The organism is Mycolicibacterium chubuense (assembly GCF_001044255.1).
Lineage (GTDB): Bacteria > Actinomycetota > Actinomycetes > Mycobacteriales > Mycobacteriaceae > Mycobacterium > Mycobacterium chubuense.
In genome coordinates this window covers 44703-59393 of record NZ_JYNX01000017.1, presented here as the reverse complement: position 1 = coordinate 59393, position 14691 = coordinate 44703, and the positions used below count along the sequence as shown (strand labels likewise).

Sequence of the window (14691 nt, the reverse complement as noted above, 5' to 3'; positions counted from 1 at the left end):
TCTAGACGGCCGACGTCTCGGCCACCATCGTGGCCAGTCGGCCACTGATCAGGTCTTCGGCCTCGGTCACGATGCGCGACACCAACTCGCCCACCGTCGGCACGTCGTTGATCAGTCCCATCGCCGTTCCCACCGTCCAGATGCCGGCGTCGACGTCGCCGTCGTCGAACACCCGCCGGCCCCGCACCCCGGCCACCAGATCCTTGACGTCGTCGAACTGACCGCCGTCTTTGAGGATCTGCACCACTTCCCGTGACACCACATTCGACGCCACCCGCGCGGTGTTGTGCAGGCTCCGGAAGATCAACTCCGTCCCCCGCTCATCGCCCTCGACAATCGCGGCCTTGACGTTGTCGTGGATGCACGACTCCACGGTGCACATGAACCGCGACCCCATGTTGATGCCGTCGGCACCCAGCGCCAGCGCGGCCACCAGTCCACGCGCGTCGGCGAAGCCGCCCGAGGCGATCATCGGGATCTCGATCTTGTCGGCCGCCGCCGGGATGAGCACCAAACCGGGGATGTCGTCCTCGCCCGGATGCCCGGCGCACTCGAACCCGTCGATGCTGATGCCGTCCACCCCGAGGCTCTGCGCCTTGACCGCGTGCCGCACCGAGGTGCACTTGTGCAGCACCTTGATCCCGTGGTCGTGGAACATCGGCAGATGCGGCGCCGGGTTGGACCCCGCCGTCTCGACGATCGTGATGCCGGCGTCGACGATCACCTGCCGGTACTCGTCATACGGGGGCGGGTTGATGGCCGGCAGGATCGTCAGGTTCACCCCGAACGGCTTGTCGGTCAGATCGCGGGTCTTGGCGATCTCGTTGGCCAGATCCGCCGGTGTCGGCTGGGTCAGCGCGGTGAGGAACCCCAGCGCGCCCGCATTGGCCACGGCCGCAACGAGTTCCGCGCGACCCACCCACTGCATCCCACCCTGGGCGATCGGATGCTCGACACCGAACGTCTCGGTGAACTTCGTCCGGATGCTCACCGCGGGGCCATCCGGATCGCCCCGTCCAGCCGGATCGTCTCCCCGTTGAGCATCGGGTTCTCCACGATGTGGACTGCCAGCGCGCCGTACTCGTCGGGATCGCCCAGGCGGGCCGGGTGCGGCACCTGCTTGCCCAGCGAGGCCTGCGCCTCCTCGGGCAGCGAGCCCAGCAGCGGCGTCTTGAACAGGCCCGGCGCGATCGTGACCACCCGGATCAGCTCACGCGACAGGTCACGGGCGATCGGCAGCGTCATGCCGACCACGCCGCCCTTGGACGCCGAATAGGCGGCCTGCCCGATCTGACCGTCGAACGCGGCGACCGACGCGGTGTTGATGATGACGCCGCGCTCGCCGTTTAGCGGCTCTTGCTGGGCGATGCGCTCTGCGGCCAGCCGGATCACGTTGAACGTGCCGATCAGGTTGACCTCGACGACCTTGCGGAACCCGTCGAGCGGGAACGGGCCTTCCTTGCCGAGCGTCTTGATCGCGTTGCCGATACCGGCGCAGTTGACGTCGATGCGCACCGGCCCCATCTCCTCGGCGGCATCCAGTGCGGCGGTGACCTGCTCGGGGTCGGTGACGTTGGCCTCGACGAACTTGGCGCGCGGGCCGAGCTCGGCGACCGCCTCGGCGCCCTTGAGGTCGATCACCACGACCGACGCGCCCCGGTCGAGCAGGCGCTTCGTCGTCGCGAGCCCGAGCCCCGACGCACCTCCGGTGACGACGGCTACGGCGTCCTTGATCTCCACAGAACTACACCTTTCTGATCCTTTTGTTTTTTCTCTAAACCCAGTCCTGCAGAACAGCTTCGGTGTCGGCGCCCGGCACTCCGGGCGCCTTCGGCGCGGTCGGCGCCGTGCGCGAGAACCGCGGGGCGGGCGCCGGATACAGGTAGCCGTTCTCGCGATAGAAGGTGTCGCGCTCGGTGTTGTGCGGTTCGGACTCCACCTCGGCGAACGACAGCACCGGCGTCACGCAGGCGTCGGTGCCGGCGAACACCTTCGCCCAGTGGTCACGGTCGTGCGCGGCGAACGCCTCGGTCAGCCGGGCCCGCAGTTCCGGCCACCGGGCCATGTCGTTCTGGTCGGGCAGGTCGGCGTCGGCCAGACCCAGGCCGGCGAGCATCTCGGCGTAGAACTGCGGCTCGATCGCACCGACCGCGACGTGGCGGCCGTCGGCGCAGGTGTAGGTGTCGTAGTAAGGCGCACCGGTGTCGAGCATGTTGACCCCGCGCTCGTCGCTCCACATCCCCATGCCGCGGAACGCCCACATCATCGTCGAGAGCACGCTGCTGCCGTCGACCATCGCGGCGTCGACGACCTGGCCCTTGCCGGAGCGTTCCCGCTCCCACAGCGCGGAGAGCACACCGACCAGCAGGAACATCGACCCGCCGCCGAAGTCGCCGACGAGGTTCAGCGGGGGCACCGGCCGCTCACCGGCCCGGCCGATCGCGTGCAGCGTGCCGTTGAGCGAGATGTAGTTGATGTCGTGCCCGGCCTGCTGGGCGCGCGGGCCGTCCTGGCCCCACCCCGTCATCCGGGCGTAGATCAGCCGCTCGTTGACCTTCGCGCAGTCGTCCGGGCCGAGTCCCAGCCGCTCGGTGACGCCGGGCCGGAAGCCTTCGATCAGTACGTCGGCCTTGGCGATCAGGCCGAGAACCATCTTCTGGTCGTCGGGGTCCTTGAGGTTCGCGGCCACCGAGCGCCGGTTGCGCAGCAGGTAGTCGCGGCTCGGGGCGCCGCCGCCTTTGCCGGGGCGTTCGACGCGTACGACGTCGGCGCCGAGGTCACCCAGGATCATCGCGGCGTGCGGGCCCGGGCCGATGCCGGCCAGTTCCACGACGCGCAATCCCTGCAGAGGTCCAGCCATGTCCAACCGCCCTTCGTCTTCATCGCCCGTCGGCCGCGACATAGCTTACTTGTATAACCTTCTCGGCCAACCTAGGGTGCCAGACTATGACGACGACGGAGTCCTACACCGGCATCGACGACCTCCGCGTGCAGTTCGACGGCGGTGTGCTGGCGGTGACGCTGAACCGTCCGGACAGCCTGAACTCGCTGACCGCGCCGATGCTGCGCACCCTCGCCGAGACGCTGGAACGCGCCGCCGACGACCCCCGGGTCCGCGTGGTGCGCATCAGCGGGGCGGGCCGCGGCTTCTCGTCGGGAGCGGGCATCAGCGAGTCCGACCACGCGAACCCCGGCGCCGCAGGCACTCCGGCCGAGGTGCTCGACGCGGCCAACCGCTGCATCCGGGCGATCGTGCGACTGCCCCAGCCGGCGGTCGCGGTGGTGCAGGGCCCTGCGGCGGGCGTGGGCGCATCGCTGGCGTTGGCCTGCGACGTCGTATTGGCCTCGGAGAAGGCCTTTTTCATGCTCGCGTTCACGAAGATCGGGCTGATGCCCGACGGTGGCGCCTCGGCGCTGATCGCCGCCGCGGTCGGCCGCATCCGCGCGATGCGGATGGCACTGCTGGCCGAACGCATCCCGGCCGCCGAGGCGTTCGCGTGGGGGCTGGTGAGCACGGTATATCCCGCCGACGACTTCGACGCCGAGGTCGACGCCGTCATCGCCACGCTGGTCGGCGGACCGGCCGTCGCGCTGCGCAAGACCAAGGACGCGATCAACGCCGCGACGCTGACCGAACTCGAGGACGCGCTCGAGCGCGAGAAGCAAGGCCAGCTGATGCTGTTGGACGCCAACGACTTCCGCGAAGGCACCCGCGCCTTCCAGCAGCGCCGCCCGGCCACCTTCACCGACACCTGACCCCCGTCGAGACTGCGTCCAGGGCGGCGTTTCGAGTGAATTCGCCGCCGCCAGCGCAGTCTCAACGGGAGAAAATCGTTCGACGGAGGACCCCCGCATCCGCCACCATCGGTGGGTGAGCACGCACTACGACATCGAGCAGCCGGTGGCAGCCCCCGGCTGGCGTGTGCTCGCGCCGTTCCAGTTCCGCGAGTACCGCCTGCTGATCGCCGCCGTGTCCCTGTCGATCTTCGCCGAGGGCATGTGGGCCGTGGTGATGACGCTGCAGGTCATCGCCCTCGACGACGATCCCACGTCGCTGTCGCTGGTCGCCACCTGCCTGGGCGTGGGCCTGGTCGCCTTCGTGCTGGTGGGCGGACTCGCCGCCGACCGGCTGCCGCAGCGGGCGATCATCATCGTCGTCGAAGCCGTCAACACCGCAGTGGTGACGACGGTCGCCGTCCTGGGATTCGTTGGTGCCCTGCAGATCTGGCATCTGGCCGTGGCGGCGGGCGCCCTGGGCGTCGCGGCGGCGTTCTTCTTCCCCGCCTACAGCGCACTGCTGCCGAGGATCCTGCCCGCTGAGCAGTTGCTGGCCGCCAACGGCGTCGAAGGCGTGGTACGGCCGGTGTTCCAGCGCGCCGCCGGGCCGGCGATCGCCGGGCTGCTGGTCGCTGCGACGTTCCCGGCCGTGGGCGCGGTCGCGGTGGCCGCGCTCTTCGCGGTCGGCCTGGTGCTGCTGCTGGCCACCCGTCCGGCAGCGAGACCCGTTGCTGTAGAGGCTGTTCCGTCCCAGCGGCTGCTGCGCGATCTGCGGGAGGGTTTCGACTTCGTGTGGCGCACACCGTGGCTGCTGTGGACCTTGCTGTTCGCGAGCATCTTCGTGCTGGTGGTGCTGGGCCCCATCGAGGTGCTGCTGCCGTTCGTCGTCGCCGACCGGTTCGCCGACGGCGAGCGCACCTACGGGTTCGTCCTGGCGTTCTTCGGCATCGGCAGTGCGCTGGGCGCGCTGGCGGTCTCGTCGCGGCGGCTGCCGCGCCGGTACCTGAGCGTCATGATGGTGATGTGGAGCGTCGGCTCGGTCCCGCTCGCGGTCGTCGGCGTCACCTCGTCGTTCCCGGTGATGGCGTTGGCCACCTTCGTCATCGGCGTGACCGACGGGGCAGGCATGGTCATCTGGGGCACGCTGCTGCAGCGGCGGGTTCCCTCCGACATGCTGGGCCGCGTGTCGAGTCTGGACTTCTTCGTGTCGCTGGCGTTCATGCCGGTGTCGTTCGCGATCGTCGGTCCGCTGTCGAAAGTCGTTTCGATGCAGACGATCTTCCTCACCGCAGGTCTGGTCCCGCTGGTGTTGGCCGCCGTCGCGATGTGGGCGGCCGGGATGCGGCGCGACGAGGTCGCGAACCCGCTGCGCTAGACGCCGAACATCGGGGGCAGTGCGAGCACCATGACCAGACCCCAGAAGAAGTGGGTCAGCATGGGGGCGAGCACTCCCCCGGTGGCGCGGCGCTCCAGCGCGCAGACAGTGCCCAGGACGATCGCCGCGAACCCGAGCATGGGGTTGCCGGTGGTGGCGGCCGTCGCGATCACGTACAGCACGGTCGACACCAGCACCGGCCTGTACTTCCACAACGCGGTGTAGAGCGCGCCGCGGAAGAACATCTCCTCGGCCAGCCCGTTGACCACGGTGATGAACACGATCAGCCACAGCGGTCCGGTGTTGACGTACTCGAGCACGCTGGTGATGTAGTCGCGCACCGGCGGTATCTGACGGGCGATCAGCGCGCCGAGCACGAACACCGCGCCCAGGCCCAGCCCCACCCCGGTGCCGGTGATGACGGGTCGCTGGTTGCGGCCGCGGAAGCTGACGTGTCCGAAGTGCAGCGGGCCCGACAGGAACGCGCCGATGGCCCACACCGCAGCCAGCGCGAGAGTGAGCCACACGAACGAACTGTCGCCGGGCGGGCGACTCAGCGAGTATCCGAGAAGCGCGGCGCCGATCAGCAGGAACACCCCGACGACGAACTTGCGCCGGGTGATCATCGACGGTGGCTCGTTGAACGCCGGCGCCTTGGTGCGCGCGATCTGCTTGATCTCGCCCGACAGCGGCGTGTGCTCCGAGTTGTTCACGCAGGGCTTCCCTTCGGCACCAGTCCGATCACATGATCCAGTCCGGTGCGGACGGCGGCGGCAACGGGTCCCGGAACCAGACCGAGGAGGCCGAGGACCGGTTGCACGGCATTCGGGGTGACCTTGCAGGCGAGTTGGCGCAAGCGCAGCGCGTCCCCGCCCGCCCAGTCGGGGTCGGTGTCGGCGAGGTGGTGAGGATCGGCCAGCTTGTCGACGGGCCGGCGCCGCGGACTCGTCACCGCCGCGCGGATCGCGTCCTCGACGGAGGTGCGCCCGCCCGGCGGTTCGGGCACGACGCCGTCCAGTCCGTCGTTGGTGGCCATCATCGGGAAGTCCAGCGACTCGACGAGGTCCGCGGCCAGCCCGCCCGGGACTGGCAGCACCACGCCGGTGACCATCGAGACGAGGCTGGTGTCGATGCCGTAGACGGGCACCGGTGCGCGCCAGATCCCGGCGATCCGCGCGTAGGTGCGGAGCAGATCGCCGTAGGTGGTGGTCTGGGGCCCGCGGATGTCGTAGGACCCGGCCAGCACGGTCTCGTCGGCCGCGGCGACGAGGTAGTACAGCACGTCGCGGATCGAGATCGGGTCGATCGGGTTGGCCGACCATTCCGGCATCGGCAGCACCAGGAACCGGTCGGCGACGTAGCGCAACATCTCGAACGAGGTCGACCCGGCGCCCAGCACGATCGCCGCCCCCAGCCACACGACGTCGGGTCCGCCGTCGATCTGCAGCGCGCAGGCGACTTCGGCGCGGCTGGTCAGGTGTTCGGACAGCGGCCCGCCGTCGGGGCTCTCGGGGACGAAGCCACCGAGGTAGACGATGCGGCGCACGCCGGCGGCCTTCGCCGCGGCCGCGACGTTCGCGGCGGCCCGGTTGTCGGCCTCCCGGAAGTCGGGCTGTCCGATGCCGTGCACGAGGTAGTAGACGACGTCGACGGGGCCGGCGTCGGCGAACGCCTGACGCGCCGAGTCCTCGTCGTGCGCATCGAGCGCGACGGTCGAAACCCGGTCGTGCCACCCGAAATCGGCTAGCCGGCCGGGGTTGCGGCTGGCGGCGACGACGCCATGGCCGTCCGCCAGCAGAGCCGTGACGAGGCGGGAGCCGATGTATCCCGTCGCGCCGGTGACCAAAGTCCGCACGTTAACCACGGTACGGCTGTACCCCAACCGCCTCGATCAGAACCCGTCGGCGGCGTTGCCTACGTCACGGCTCCGTCACTGCCCGCGTCGCGGTGCAGCTTGACCAGCTCCTGGTAGAGCAGCGCGTTCGTGCGGATGCCCTCCTTCTCGGCGTCGCCGAGTTCGCGACGCACCTTGGCGGGCACCCCGGCGACCATGTGCCCGGGCGGGATCACCGCACCCTGGGACACCACCGCCCCGGCGGCGATCAGCGATCCGGCGCCGATCGTGGCGCCGTTGAGGATCACCGCGCCCATCCCGATGAGGCAGTCGTCGCCGACCGTGCACCCGTGCAGGACGGCGTTGTGGCCCACCGTGACACCGGCGCCCACGCTGACCGGGAAGCCGGGGTCGACGTGGACGGTCACGCCGTCCTGGATGTTGCTTCCGGCCCCGATGGCGATGGTCTCGGCCTCGGCGCGCAGGATCGCGCCGTACCAGACGCTGGCCGACTCGGCCAGCACCACCCGGCCGATCAGCGTCGCATTCGGCGCGACCCAACTCTGGGCGTCCAACTGCGGCGCGTGTCCGGCGAGGGCAAGGATCAGGGGCTCCGGCATGGCGCCATCGTAGGGCGGCCCGTCCGCGCCGCGGCGACGCGTGCGATCCTCACGTCGTGACAGCGACGTCAACCCCCACGGCTCTCGACATCGTCGAGGGCATCGACCTGACCGGCAAGACCATCGTGATCACCGGTGCCTCGTCCGGGCTGGGCCGCGAATCGGCCCGCGCCCTCGCGACCACCGGGGCGCGGATCATCCTGGCGGCGCGCAACAGCGCCGCCCTCGTCGACACCGAGGCGTGGATCCGCGAGCAGGTGCCCGCGGCGGTGCTCTCCAGCGTGCACCTCGACCTCACCTCGCTGGAGTCGGTGGCCGCGGCCGCCGCCGAGATCAGCGAGCTGACCCCCGCGGTGCATGTGCTGATGAACAACGCCGGCGTGATGTTCACCCCACCTCAGCGCACCACCGAGGGTTTCGAGATCCAGTTCGGCACAAACCATCTCGGCCACTTCGAGTTGACCCGGCTGATGTTCCCCGCACTGGTGGCCGCCGACGGTGCGCGGGTGGTGGTGCTGTCTTCGGAGGGGCATCGGCTCAGCGACGTCGATCTCGACGACCCGAACTGGGAACGGCGCGACTACGACAAGTTCGCCGCCTACGGTGCGTCGAAGACGGCCAACGTGCTGCACGCGGTCGAGCTGGACCGCCGGCTGCGCGACAGCGGCGTGCGCTCGTACGCGGTGCACCCCGGCGTGGTGGCGACGTCGCTGGCCCGCTACATGGACGAGGACGACTTCGCCGCCCTGGCGCAGCGCGGCCGCAGCAAGCTGGCGTTCACCACTCCCGACCACGGCGCGGCGACCCAGGTGTGGGCCGCGGTCAGCGATGAGGTGGCCGAGCTCGGCGGCGTCTACCTGTCCGACTGCGCGGTCCGCGACGCCGCCCCGTACGCCGTCGACGAGACCCGCGCGCTGACGCTGTGGGATCTCTCCGAACGCCTCTGCACCCCGAGCGCGACGACACTACGCTCGTCGGTGTGACCCCGGACGCGTCCGAGAACGTCGTCTATCTGCGGTCCTACGGCGAGCACGACCGCGACGACCACGAGGTGGTGCGCCGCGTGCTGGACGCGACGGCCGAGATGCTGCGCGAGCGGCCGTTCGCGGACCTGACCACCCGGCGGGTCGCCGAGCGGGCCGGCGTGCCGCACAGCGATGTGTGCGCGTACTTCCGCTCCCCCGACGCGATCGTCGCCGAGCTGTATCTCGGAGTGCTGCGCGACGCGCCGCTGTCGGTGGACGTGGAACTGCCGGCCCGGACGCGGGTGGTGGCGCTGTTCGGTCAGTTGGTGATGCTGCTGGCCGACGAACCCGGTTTCGCGGCGGCCTGCTCGAGCGCACTGATCTCCACCGAGCCGTCGGTGCGGGCGATCCGGCGCCGCATCCACGCCGAACTGCAGCGCCGCGTGCGCACCGTGCTGGGGTCGGGCGCATGGCCGGAGGTGGCCGAAACGCTCGAGTTCGGCCTCGTCGGGGCGATGGTGCAGGCCAGTTCCGGAGCGGCGACGTTCACCCAGACCGCCGACGATCTGGCCGGTGTCGTGGCCGCGGTGTTGCCTGACGAACACTGAGCGACGAAAGACCTGCTCAGAGCCGGTTCTGTAACGGTTGACCACCGGTTCGCGACACATTCTCGACTTGGTCGTGACCAATTCGTGCGCATAGCATGCCAGGCGACCTGACAAGCATGAGGAGCAGAACGTGAAGACCCGCCCCAGCAAGGCCATCGGCATCGCTGCGAGTGCCGCCGCGATCGCCCTGTCGGTTCCGCTGGCTGTGACGGCATCCGCCGAGCCGACGACGACCACCGTGACGGCCGAGATCCCCGACCCGCAGGGTCCGCAGTGCGATCCGTTCAAGAAGGCCGTGCCGAACTGGAAGAGCCTGGCCAACGTTCCCGTCAGCAAGGTGCTGGCCAGCATCCCGGACATCAGCTCGTTCAACGCCGCGGTGTCGGGCCAGCTGAACCCGGCCGTGAACATCGCCCCGGTGCTCGACAACGGGCCGTTCGTGGTGTTCGCCCCCACCAACGAGGCGTTCGCCGAGCTGCCGCCCGAGCAGCAGGAGGTGCTGCGCACCGATCCGGCCGCGCTGACCAGCCTGCTGTACTACCACGTGTTCCTCGGCCTGCTCGGCCCCGACGACGTGAAGGGTCAGCGGCCCACCCAGGAGGGCACCGAGATCGAGGTGACCGGCTCTGGCGGCGACATCAAGATCAACGAGACCACCAAGGTGCTCTGCGGTGGCATCCAGGCGCAGAACGCGCGGATCTACCTCGTCGATCACGTGCTGAACCCGGCCGAGGCGCCGGCGCCCGTGACGCCGAAGTCGACCAGCTCCACCGCCACCACAAGCGCCACGGCCACCACCGAGCCCGCGCCGCTGCCCGCGGAGACGTCGGCCGCACCGGCCGCCGAGGCTCCGATCGGCTAGTCCCTTTGCGATTTCGGTGTAGTTGGTCAACGCACGCGTGACCAACTACACCGAATTCGCGTTTACAGGCCCAGGTCGCGGCCGATGATCTCCTTCATGATCTCGGTGGTACCGCCGAAGATCGTCATGATGCGACCGTCGACGTAGTCACGGCAGACGCGGTACTCCATCATCCAGCCGTAGCCGCCGTGCAACTGCACGCACTGGTCGACGACCTTCTTGGCGACCTCGGTCGCCCACCACTTCGCCTTGGCGGCTTCGACCGCGGTCAGTTCGCCGTCGACGATGGCCTGCAGGCACCGGTCCACGTATTGCTCGGTGACGTCGAGCTCGGTGTCCATCTCCGCGAGCAGGAACCGGTTGTGCTGGAAGCTGCCGATCGGCTGACCGAAGGCCTTGCGATCCTTGGCGTATTGCAGTGTCTGACGCCATGTTTCGCGCGCCCCGGCGATCGCGGAGATCGCGATGGACAACCGCTCCGAGGGCAGGTTCTGCATCAGGTGGTAGAAGCCTCCACCCACCTTGCCCAGCACGTTGGCGTTCGGCACCCGCACGTTCTCGAAGTGCAGTTCGGCGGTGTCCTGGGCGTGCATGCCCATCTTGTCGAGCTTGCGGCCGCGGCTGAACCCGGGCATGTCCCGCTCGACCACCAGCAGCGTGAAGCCCTTGTGACCGGCCTCGGGGTCGGTGCGCGCGACGACGACGACGAGGTCGCTGTTGATTCCCGAGGAGATGAACGTCTTGGACCCGTTGAGGATCCAGTCATCCCCGTCGCGCACCGCAGAGGTGCGGATGCCCGCGAGGTCGCTGCCCGCGCCCGGTTCGGTCATCGCGACCGCGATGATCGTCTCGCCGCTGGCGATCCCTGGCAGCCAGCGTTCCTTCTGCTCGTCGGTCGTCAGATCCTTGAAGTAAGGCGCGACGACGTCGTTGTGCAGACTCAGCCCGGGTCCGGGCACGCCGGCCCTGGCGATCTCCTCGTCGATGATCGCGTTGAACCGGAAGTCGTCGGTGCCGCCGCCGCCGTACTCCTCGGGCATGTTGAACCCGATGAGACCGTGCTTGCCGGCCGCGACGTAGGCCGAGCGGTCGACCAGCCGGTCGGCCTCCCACTTCTCGGCATTCGGCACGAGTTCGCTCTCGATGTATCCGCGGACGGTGTCGCGGAAGGCCTCGTGCTCGGCGTCGTAGATGGTGCGCTTCATGGTTTCTCCCTCACTTTGGCTTACCGCGCCTTCCATACCGGCTGGCGCTTCTGCGCGAATGCCAGCGGCCCTTCCTTGGCGTCTTCGCTGCCGAACACCGCGACAGCCTCGCGCATGGTGCGTTTCCAATCGGGCTCTTCGTCGGTGACGACGCCGTCGTCGGCACCGCGGGCGACCCGCTTGCTGGCCTGCACGGCCAGCGGCGCATTGACGGCGATACGGTCGGCCAGCGCGAGCGCGGCGTCCAGCACGGTCCCGTCGGGCACGACCTCGTTGACCAGGCCCCAGCGCTGCGCGTCGGCGGCACTGATCGGCTCGCCGGTCAGCATCATCTGCATCGCGACCTTGCGCGGAATCTGCTCGACGATCCGGAACACCCCGCCGGCGCCGGCGATCAGGCCCCGTTTGACTTCGGGCAGACCGAATTTCGCGCTCTCCGCGGCGACGACGAGATCGCTGGCCAGGGCCAGTTCGGTGCCGCCGCCCAGGGCGGTGCCGTTCACCGCCGCGATGGTCGGCTTGTCGATGAAGTGGCGGACGTAGCCGGCGAACCCCCACTTGGGGTGGTCAGGGTGGCCGATGTTCTCCCCGCGCGAGAGCGCCTTGAGATCCGCTCCGGCACAGAAGGATTTGTCCCCGGACCCGGTGACCACCACGACCCACACATCGGGATCGTTCTGCGCCTCTTCAAGAGCGTCGCCGAGCCCGATCGACACGGCGGCGTTGATCGCGTTGCGCGCCTCGGGCCGGTTGATCGTCACCACCATGACGTGGCCCCGGCGCTCGACGAGGGCACCGCTCGACGACGACGAAGGAGTCGAGCCATCCGGCCCGGGGGCTTCGACTGCCGTCACAGCAGTTCCAGGATGGTGGCGTTGGCCTGGCCGCCGCCCTCGCACATGGTCTGCAGGCCGTACTGAATTCCGTTGTCGCGCATGTGGTACAGCAGCGTGGTCATGATGCGGGCGCCGGACCCGCCGAGGGGATGGCCCAGCGCGATCGCGCCGCCGTTGGGGTTGAGCTTCTTCTCGTCGGCGCCGATGTCCTTCAGCCACGCCATCGGCACGGGGGCGAACGCCTCGTTGACCTCGAACGCGCCGATCTGGTCGATCGACAGCCCGGACCGCTTGAGCGCCTTCTGCGTCGCGGGGATCGGGGCGGTCAGCATGATGACCGGGTCGGCGCCGGCCAGCACGGCGGTGTGCACCTTGGCCAGCGGCTTGAGCCCCAGCTCCTTGGCCTTCTCGGCCGACATGAACAGCAGCGCGGCCGACCCGTCGGAGATCTGCGAGCTGTTGCCGGCGTGGATCACGCCGTCCTCGCGGAACGCTGGCTTGAGCTGGGCCATCTTCTCCAGCGTGGTGCCGCGGCGGATGCCCTCGTCCTTGAGCACGGGATTTCCGTCGGCATCCTTGATTGCGACGATCTGGTCGTCGAAGGCGCCGGAATCCTGTGCTGCGGCCGCTTTTTCGTGGGAGTCGAGGGAGAACTGGTCGAGTGCGGTGCGGTCGAGGCCCCACTGCTCGGCGATCATCTCGGCGCCGATGCCCTGGTTCGGGGTCTTCTGGTAGCGGTCCTTGAAGCCGGCCGGGTACGGGTTGCCTCCACCGGCCAGCGACGAGCCCATGGGGGTCCGCGACATCGACTCGACGCCACCGGCGACGACGACGTCGTAGTGGCCGGCGACCACACCGGCGGCGGCGAAGTGCACCGACTGCTGGCTCGATCCGCACTGGCGGTCCACGGTCACCCCGGGCACCGATTCCGGCCATCCGGCGGTCAGCAGCGCGGTGCGGGCGATGTCGAGCGCCTGCTCGCCGGCCTGCATGACACAACCCCAGATGACGTCGTCGACCAGCGCGGGATCGACGCCGGCGCGCTCCACGAGGCCGTTGAGCACCTGCGCGGACAGCTCGGCCGGGTGCACTCCCGACAGCCCACCGTTGCGCTTGCCGACCGGTGACCGTACGGCTTCGACGATGACGGCTTCAGGCATGGAGATACTCCTTCATTGAGATGGTGCCTCGAACGTAAACGAACAAGGTTTACTAGGTCAACCTACTGGTTGGTAGACGTCACGACCGCGTCAGAGCACCGGTCAGCGGCCGCGCGCGGCCCGGTCGGCCGCGTCGGCCAGCTCGTCGCGGAACTGCGGATGGGCGATCGCCGCGAGCGCCTCCCCCCGCTCCCGCACCGTCAGCCCCTCGAGCTCGGCCGCGCCGTACTCGGTGACGATCACGTCGACGTGATGACGCGGTGTGGTGATCACCGCCCCGGCGTCGAAGCGCGGCACGATGCGCGACCGCGCCACCCCGCCGTCGTCGTAGGTCGATGGCAGGCAGATCAACGACCGGTCCGACAGTTCCAGGCCGACACCGGCCACGAAGTCCTCGGCGCCGCCGATGCCGCTGAACTGGTCGCCGCTGATGGTGTCGGCGACCACCTGACCGTGGACGTCGACCGCGAGCGCCCCGTTGATGGACACCATGTTCGCGTTGGCGGCGATGACCTCCGGGGCGTTCACCACGTCGACGGGCAGGAACGCGACGTCGTCGTTGTCGTCCAGCCAGGCGTAGAGGTCGGCCGATCCCAGCGCGAACGTCGTCACGCTGACCCCGTCGAACTGGCCCTTGCGCGCATTGGTCACCTTGCCCGCGCGGTGCAGCCGCAGACAGCCGTCGGTGAACATCTCACTGTGCAGGCCGAAGTCGCCGTGGTCGCCGTCGGCGAGCAGCGCGGCGATCTGACTCGGGATCGACCCGATGCCGGTCTGCAGCGTGGCGCCGGAGCCGATGTACGCGACGGCGTTGCGGGCGATCGCGGTGTCGGTGTCGGTCGGCGGCGGCGACGGAAACGCCAGCGGCGCGTCCGTCGAGGCGACCAGCACGTCGATCTCGTCGACGTGCAGCGCGTGCCGGTACCGCTCGCCCAACCCGGCCGTGCGCGGATAGGCGTCGGACACCTCGACGACGAGCACTCGGTCGGGATCGGCACCGGCACGGCGCAATTCGGCGACCGTGCCGCCGGCGTGCAGTGACAGCGAGCACCATCCGTCGGCGTCGGGCGGGGTGGCGACGGTGGTCATCACGCGCGGCGACTGGCGTTCCAGCAGCGGCCCGAAGCGGCGGAAGTCGGCGGGCATGAACTCCACGCCGGCATCGGTGTCGCGCAGCGCGCGCTCGAGTGGCCCGAAGAAGCCGGACAGGTAGCGCACGCCGGGGCGGGTGAACAGCTCGGTCCCGACGGTCAGCAGCGCACCGTAGACGCACAGCGCCGTCCAGTCGGTCCGCTCGCCGAGGGCGCGCAGGAACGCCGGCGGCTGTCCCGGGCCGAGAGGAATGCCGAGCGTGTCGGCGGGATGCAGCCGCGCCGCGGCCTCCTCGGCGGTCAGTTCCTCCGGCATGGCCGTTACCCTGCCATGCGATGTCGCGATGCCGGCACAAAA

15 protein-coding genes are annotated in these 14691 nt (G+C 69.5%); 5 read left to right on the top strand and 10 right to left on the bottom strand.

Annotation, left to right across the window (positions count from 1 at the left end; genetic code table 11):
- Nucleotide 1: 1 nt before the first annotated feature.
- From MCHUDSM44219_RS03810 to MCHUDSM44219_RS03800, 3 genes are read right to left on the bottom strand one after another with little or no spacing between them, the layout of a single operon-like run.
- On the bottom strand, nucleotides 2-991 hold the full coding sequence (locus MCHUDSM44219_RS03810) for an NAD(P)H-dependent flavin oxidoreductase (protein ID WP_048416897.1): 990 nt from the start codon (nucleotides 989-991) through the stop codon (nucleotides 2-4).
- A complete protein-coding gene (locus MCHUDSM44219_RS03805; protein WP_048416896.1) occupies nucleotides 988-1740 on the bottom strand; it encodes a 3-hydroxyacyl-CoA dehydrogenase in 753 nt (250 codons plus the stop codon). Before MCHUDSM44219_RS03805 ends, MCHUDSM44219_RS03810 begins: the two co-directional genes overlap by 4 nt.
- Before the next feature lie 34 nt (nucleotides 1741-1774).
- Complete coding sequence (locus MCHUDSM44219_RS03800; protein WP_048416895.1) at nucleotides 1775-2860, bottom strand: CaiB/BaiF CoA transferase family protein; 1086 nt, start codon at nucleotides 2858-2860, stop codon at nucleotides 1775-1777.
- 86 nt (nucleotides 2861-2946) lie between these two features.
- On the opposite strand from MCHUDSM44219_RS03800, the gene MCHUDSM44219_RS03795 reads away from it, so the two are divergent.
- Both MCHUDSM44219_RS03795 and tet(V) read left to right on the top strand, forming a co-directional pair.
- Nucleotides 2947-3756: an enoyl-CoA hydratase gene (locus MCHUDSM44219_RS03795; protein WP_048416894.1), complete on the top strand. Its 810-nt coding sequence runs from the start codon at nucleotides 2947-2949 to the stop codon at nucleotides 3754-3756.
- A 133-nt stretch (nucleotides 3757-3889) separates the two neighbouring features.
- Complete coding sequence (tet(V), locus tag MCHUDSM44219_RS03790) at nucleotides 3890-5152, top strand: tetracycline efflux MFS transporter Tet(V) (protein WP_236695340.1); 1263 nt, start codon at nucleotides 3890-3892, stop codon at nucleotides 5150-5152.
- Here the strand turns inward: tet(V) and MCHUDSM44219_RS03785 are convergent.
- The 3 genes from MCHUDSM44219_RS03785 to MCHUDSM44219_RS03775 are packed head-to-tail and all read right to left on the bottom strand — an operon-like array spanning nucleotide 5149 to nucleotide 7606.
- Entirely contained in the window at nucleotides 5149-5841 is a 693-nt protein-coding gene (locus MCHUDSM44219_RS03785) for a CPBP family intramembrane glutamic endopeptidase (RefSeq protein WP_236695339.1), read from the bottom strand. The genes tet(V) and MCHUDSM44219_RS03785 overlap by 4 nt on opposite strands.
- A 20-nt stretch (nucleotides 5842-5861) precedes the next feature.
- Nucleotides 5862-7016, bottom strand: coding sequence for an NAD(P)H-binding protein (locus MCHUDSM44219_RS03780; RefSeq protein ID WP_048416891.1), 1155 nt, complete (start codon nucleotides 7014-7016; stop codon nucleotides 5862-5864).
- Between the two features lie 50 nt (nucleotides 7017-7066).
- Nucleotides 7067-7606: a gamma carbonic anhydrase family protein gene (locus MCHUDSM44219_RS03775; protein WP_048416890.1), complete on the bottom strand. Its 540-nt coding sequence runs from the start codon at nucleotides 7604-7606 to the stop codon at nucleotides 7067-7069.
- 56 nt (nucleotides 7607-7662) lie between these two features.
- Here MCHUDSM44219_RS03775 and MCHUDSM44219_RS03770 point away from each other — a divergent pair, with 56 nt between their 5' ends.
- The 3 genes from MCHUDSM44219_RS03770 to MCHUDSM44219_RS03760 all read left to right on the top strand — a co-directional run bounded on the left by MCHUDSM44219_RS03770 (nucleotide 7663) and on the right by MCHUDSM44219_RS03760 (nucleotide 10041).
- Entirely contained in the window at nucleotides 7663-8589 is a 927-nt protein-coding gene (locus tag MCHUDSM44219_RS03770; RefSeq protein ID WP_048416889.1) for an SDR family NAD(P)-dependent oxidoreductase, read from the top strand.
- Complete coding sequence (locus MCHUDSM44219_RS03765; protein WP_053081175.1) at nucleotides 8586-9179, top strand: TetR/AcrR family transcriptional regulator; 594 nt, start codon at nucleotides 8586-8588, stop codon at nucleotides 9177-9179. The genes MCHUDSM44219_RS03770 and MCHUDSM44219_RS03765 overlap by 4 nt, the downstream gene beginning before the upstream one ends.
- Nucleotides 9180-9309: 130 nt before the next feature.
- A complete protein-coding gene (locus tag MCHUDSM44219_RS03760; protein ID WP_048416888.1) occupies nucleotides 9310-10041 on the top strand; it encodes a fasciclin domain-containing protein in 732 nt (243 codons plus the stop codon).
- Between the two features lie 62 nt (nucleotides 10042-10103).
- Here the strand turns inward: MCHUDSM44219_RS03760 and MCHUDSM44219_RS03755 are convergent, their stop codons facing one another.
- The 4 genes from MCHUDSM44219_RS03755 to MCHUDSM44219_RS03740 all read right to left on the bottom strand — a co-directional run bounded on the left by MCHUDSM44219_RS03755 (nucleotide 10104) and on the right by MCHUDSM44219_RS03740 (nucleotide 14649).
- Nucleotides 10104-11246 carry an acyl-CoA dehydrogenase family protein gene (locus MCHUDSM44219_RS03755; RefSeq protein WP_048416887.1) on the bottom strand — a complete coding sequence of 381 codons (1143 nt, stop codon included), beginning with the start codon at nucleotides 11244-11246 and terminating at the stop codon, nucleotides 10104-10106.
- A gap of 20 nt (nucleotides 11247-11266) precedes the next feature.
- A complete protein-coding gene (locus MCHUDSM44219_RS03750) occupies nucleotides 11267-12100 on the bottom strand; it encodes a crotonase/enoyl-CoA hydratase family protein (RefSeq protein ID WP_082162026.1) in 834 nt (277 codons plus the stop codon).
- Complete coding sequence (locus MCHUDSM44219_RS03745; protein ID WP_048416885.1) at nucleotides 12097-13242, bottom strand: thiolase family protein; 1146 nt, start codon at nucleotides 13240-13242, stop codon at nucleotides 12097-12099. The genes MCHUDSM44219_RS03750 and MCHUDSM44219_RS03745 overlap by 4 nt, the downstream gene beginning before the upstream one ends.
- A gap of 102 nt (nucleotides 13243-13344) precedes the next feature.
- On the bottom strand, nucleotides 13345-14649 hold the full coding sequence (locus MCHUDSM44219_RS03740) for an acetyl-CoA hydrolase/transferase family protein (RefSeq protein ID WP_048416884.1): 1305 nt from the start codon (nucleotides 14647-14649) through the stop codon (nucleotides 13345-13347).
- Nucleotides 14650-14691: the final 42 nt, after the last annotated feature.

What these genes read in the sequence shown, in the direction of transcription:
- MCHUDSM44219_RS03800 (WP_048416895.1), bottom strand. Translation starts at nt 2,860, where the DNA reads ATGGCTGGACCTCTGCAGGGATTGCGCGTCGTGGAACTGGCCGGCATC.
- MCHUDSM44219_RS03795 (WP_048416894.1), top strand. Translation starts at nt 2,947, where the DNA reads ATGACGACGACGGAGTCCTACACCGGCATCGACGACCTCCGCGTGCAG.
- MCHUDSM44219_RS03775 (WP_048416890.1), bottom strand. Translation starts at nt 7,606, where the DNA reads ATGCCGGAGCCCCTGATCCTTGCCCTCGCCGGACACGCGCCGCAGTTG.
- MCHUDSM44219_RS03755 (WP_048416887.1), bottom strand. Translation starts at nt 11,246, where the DNA reads ATGAAGCGCACCATCTACGACGCCGAGCACGAGGCCTTCCGCGACACC.
- MCHUDSM44219_RS03745 (WP_048416885.1), bottom strand. Translation starts at nt 13,242, where the DNA reads ATGCCTGAAGCCGTCATCGTCGAAGCCGTACGGTCACCGGTCGGCAAG.
- MCHUDSM44219_RS03740 (WP_048416884.1), bottom strand. Translation starts at nt 14,649, where the DNA reads ATGCCGGAGGAACTGACCGCCGAGGAGGCCGCGGCGCGGCTGCATCCC.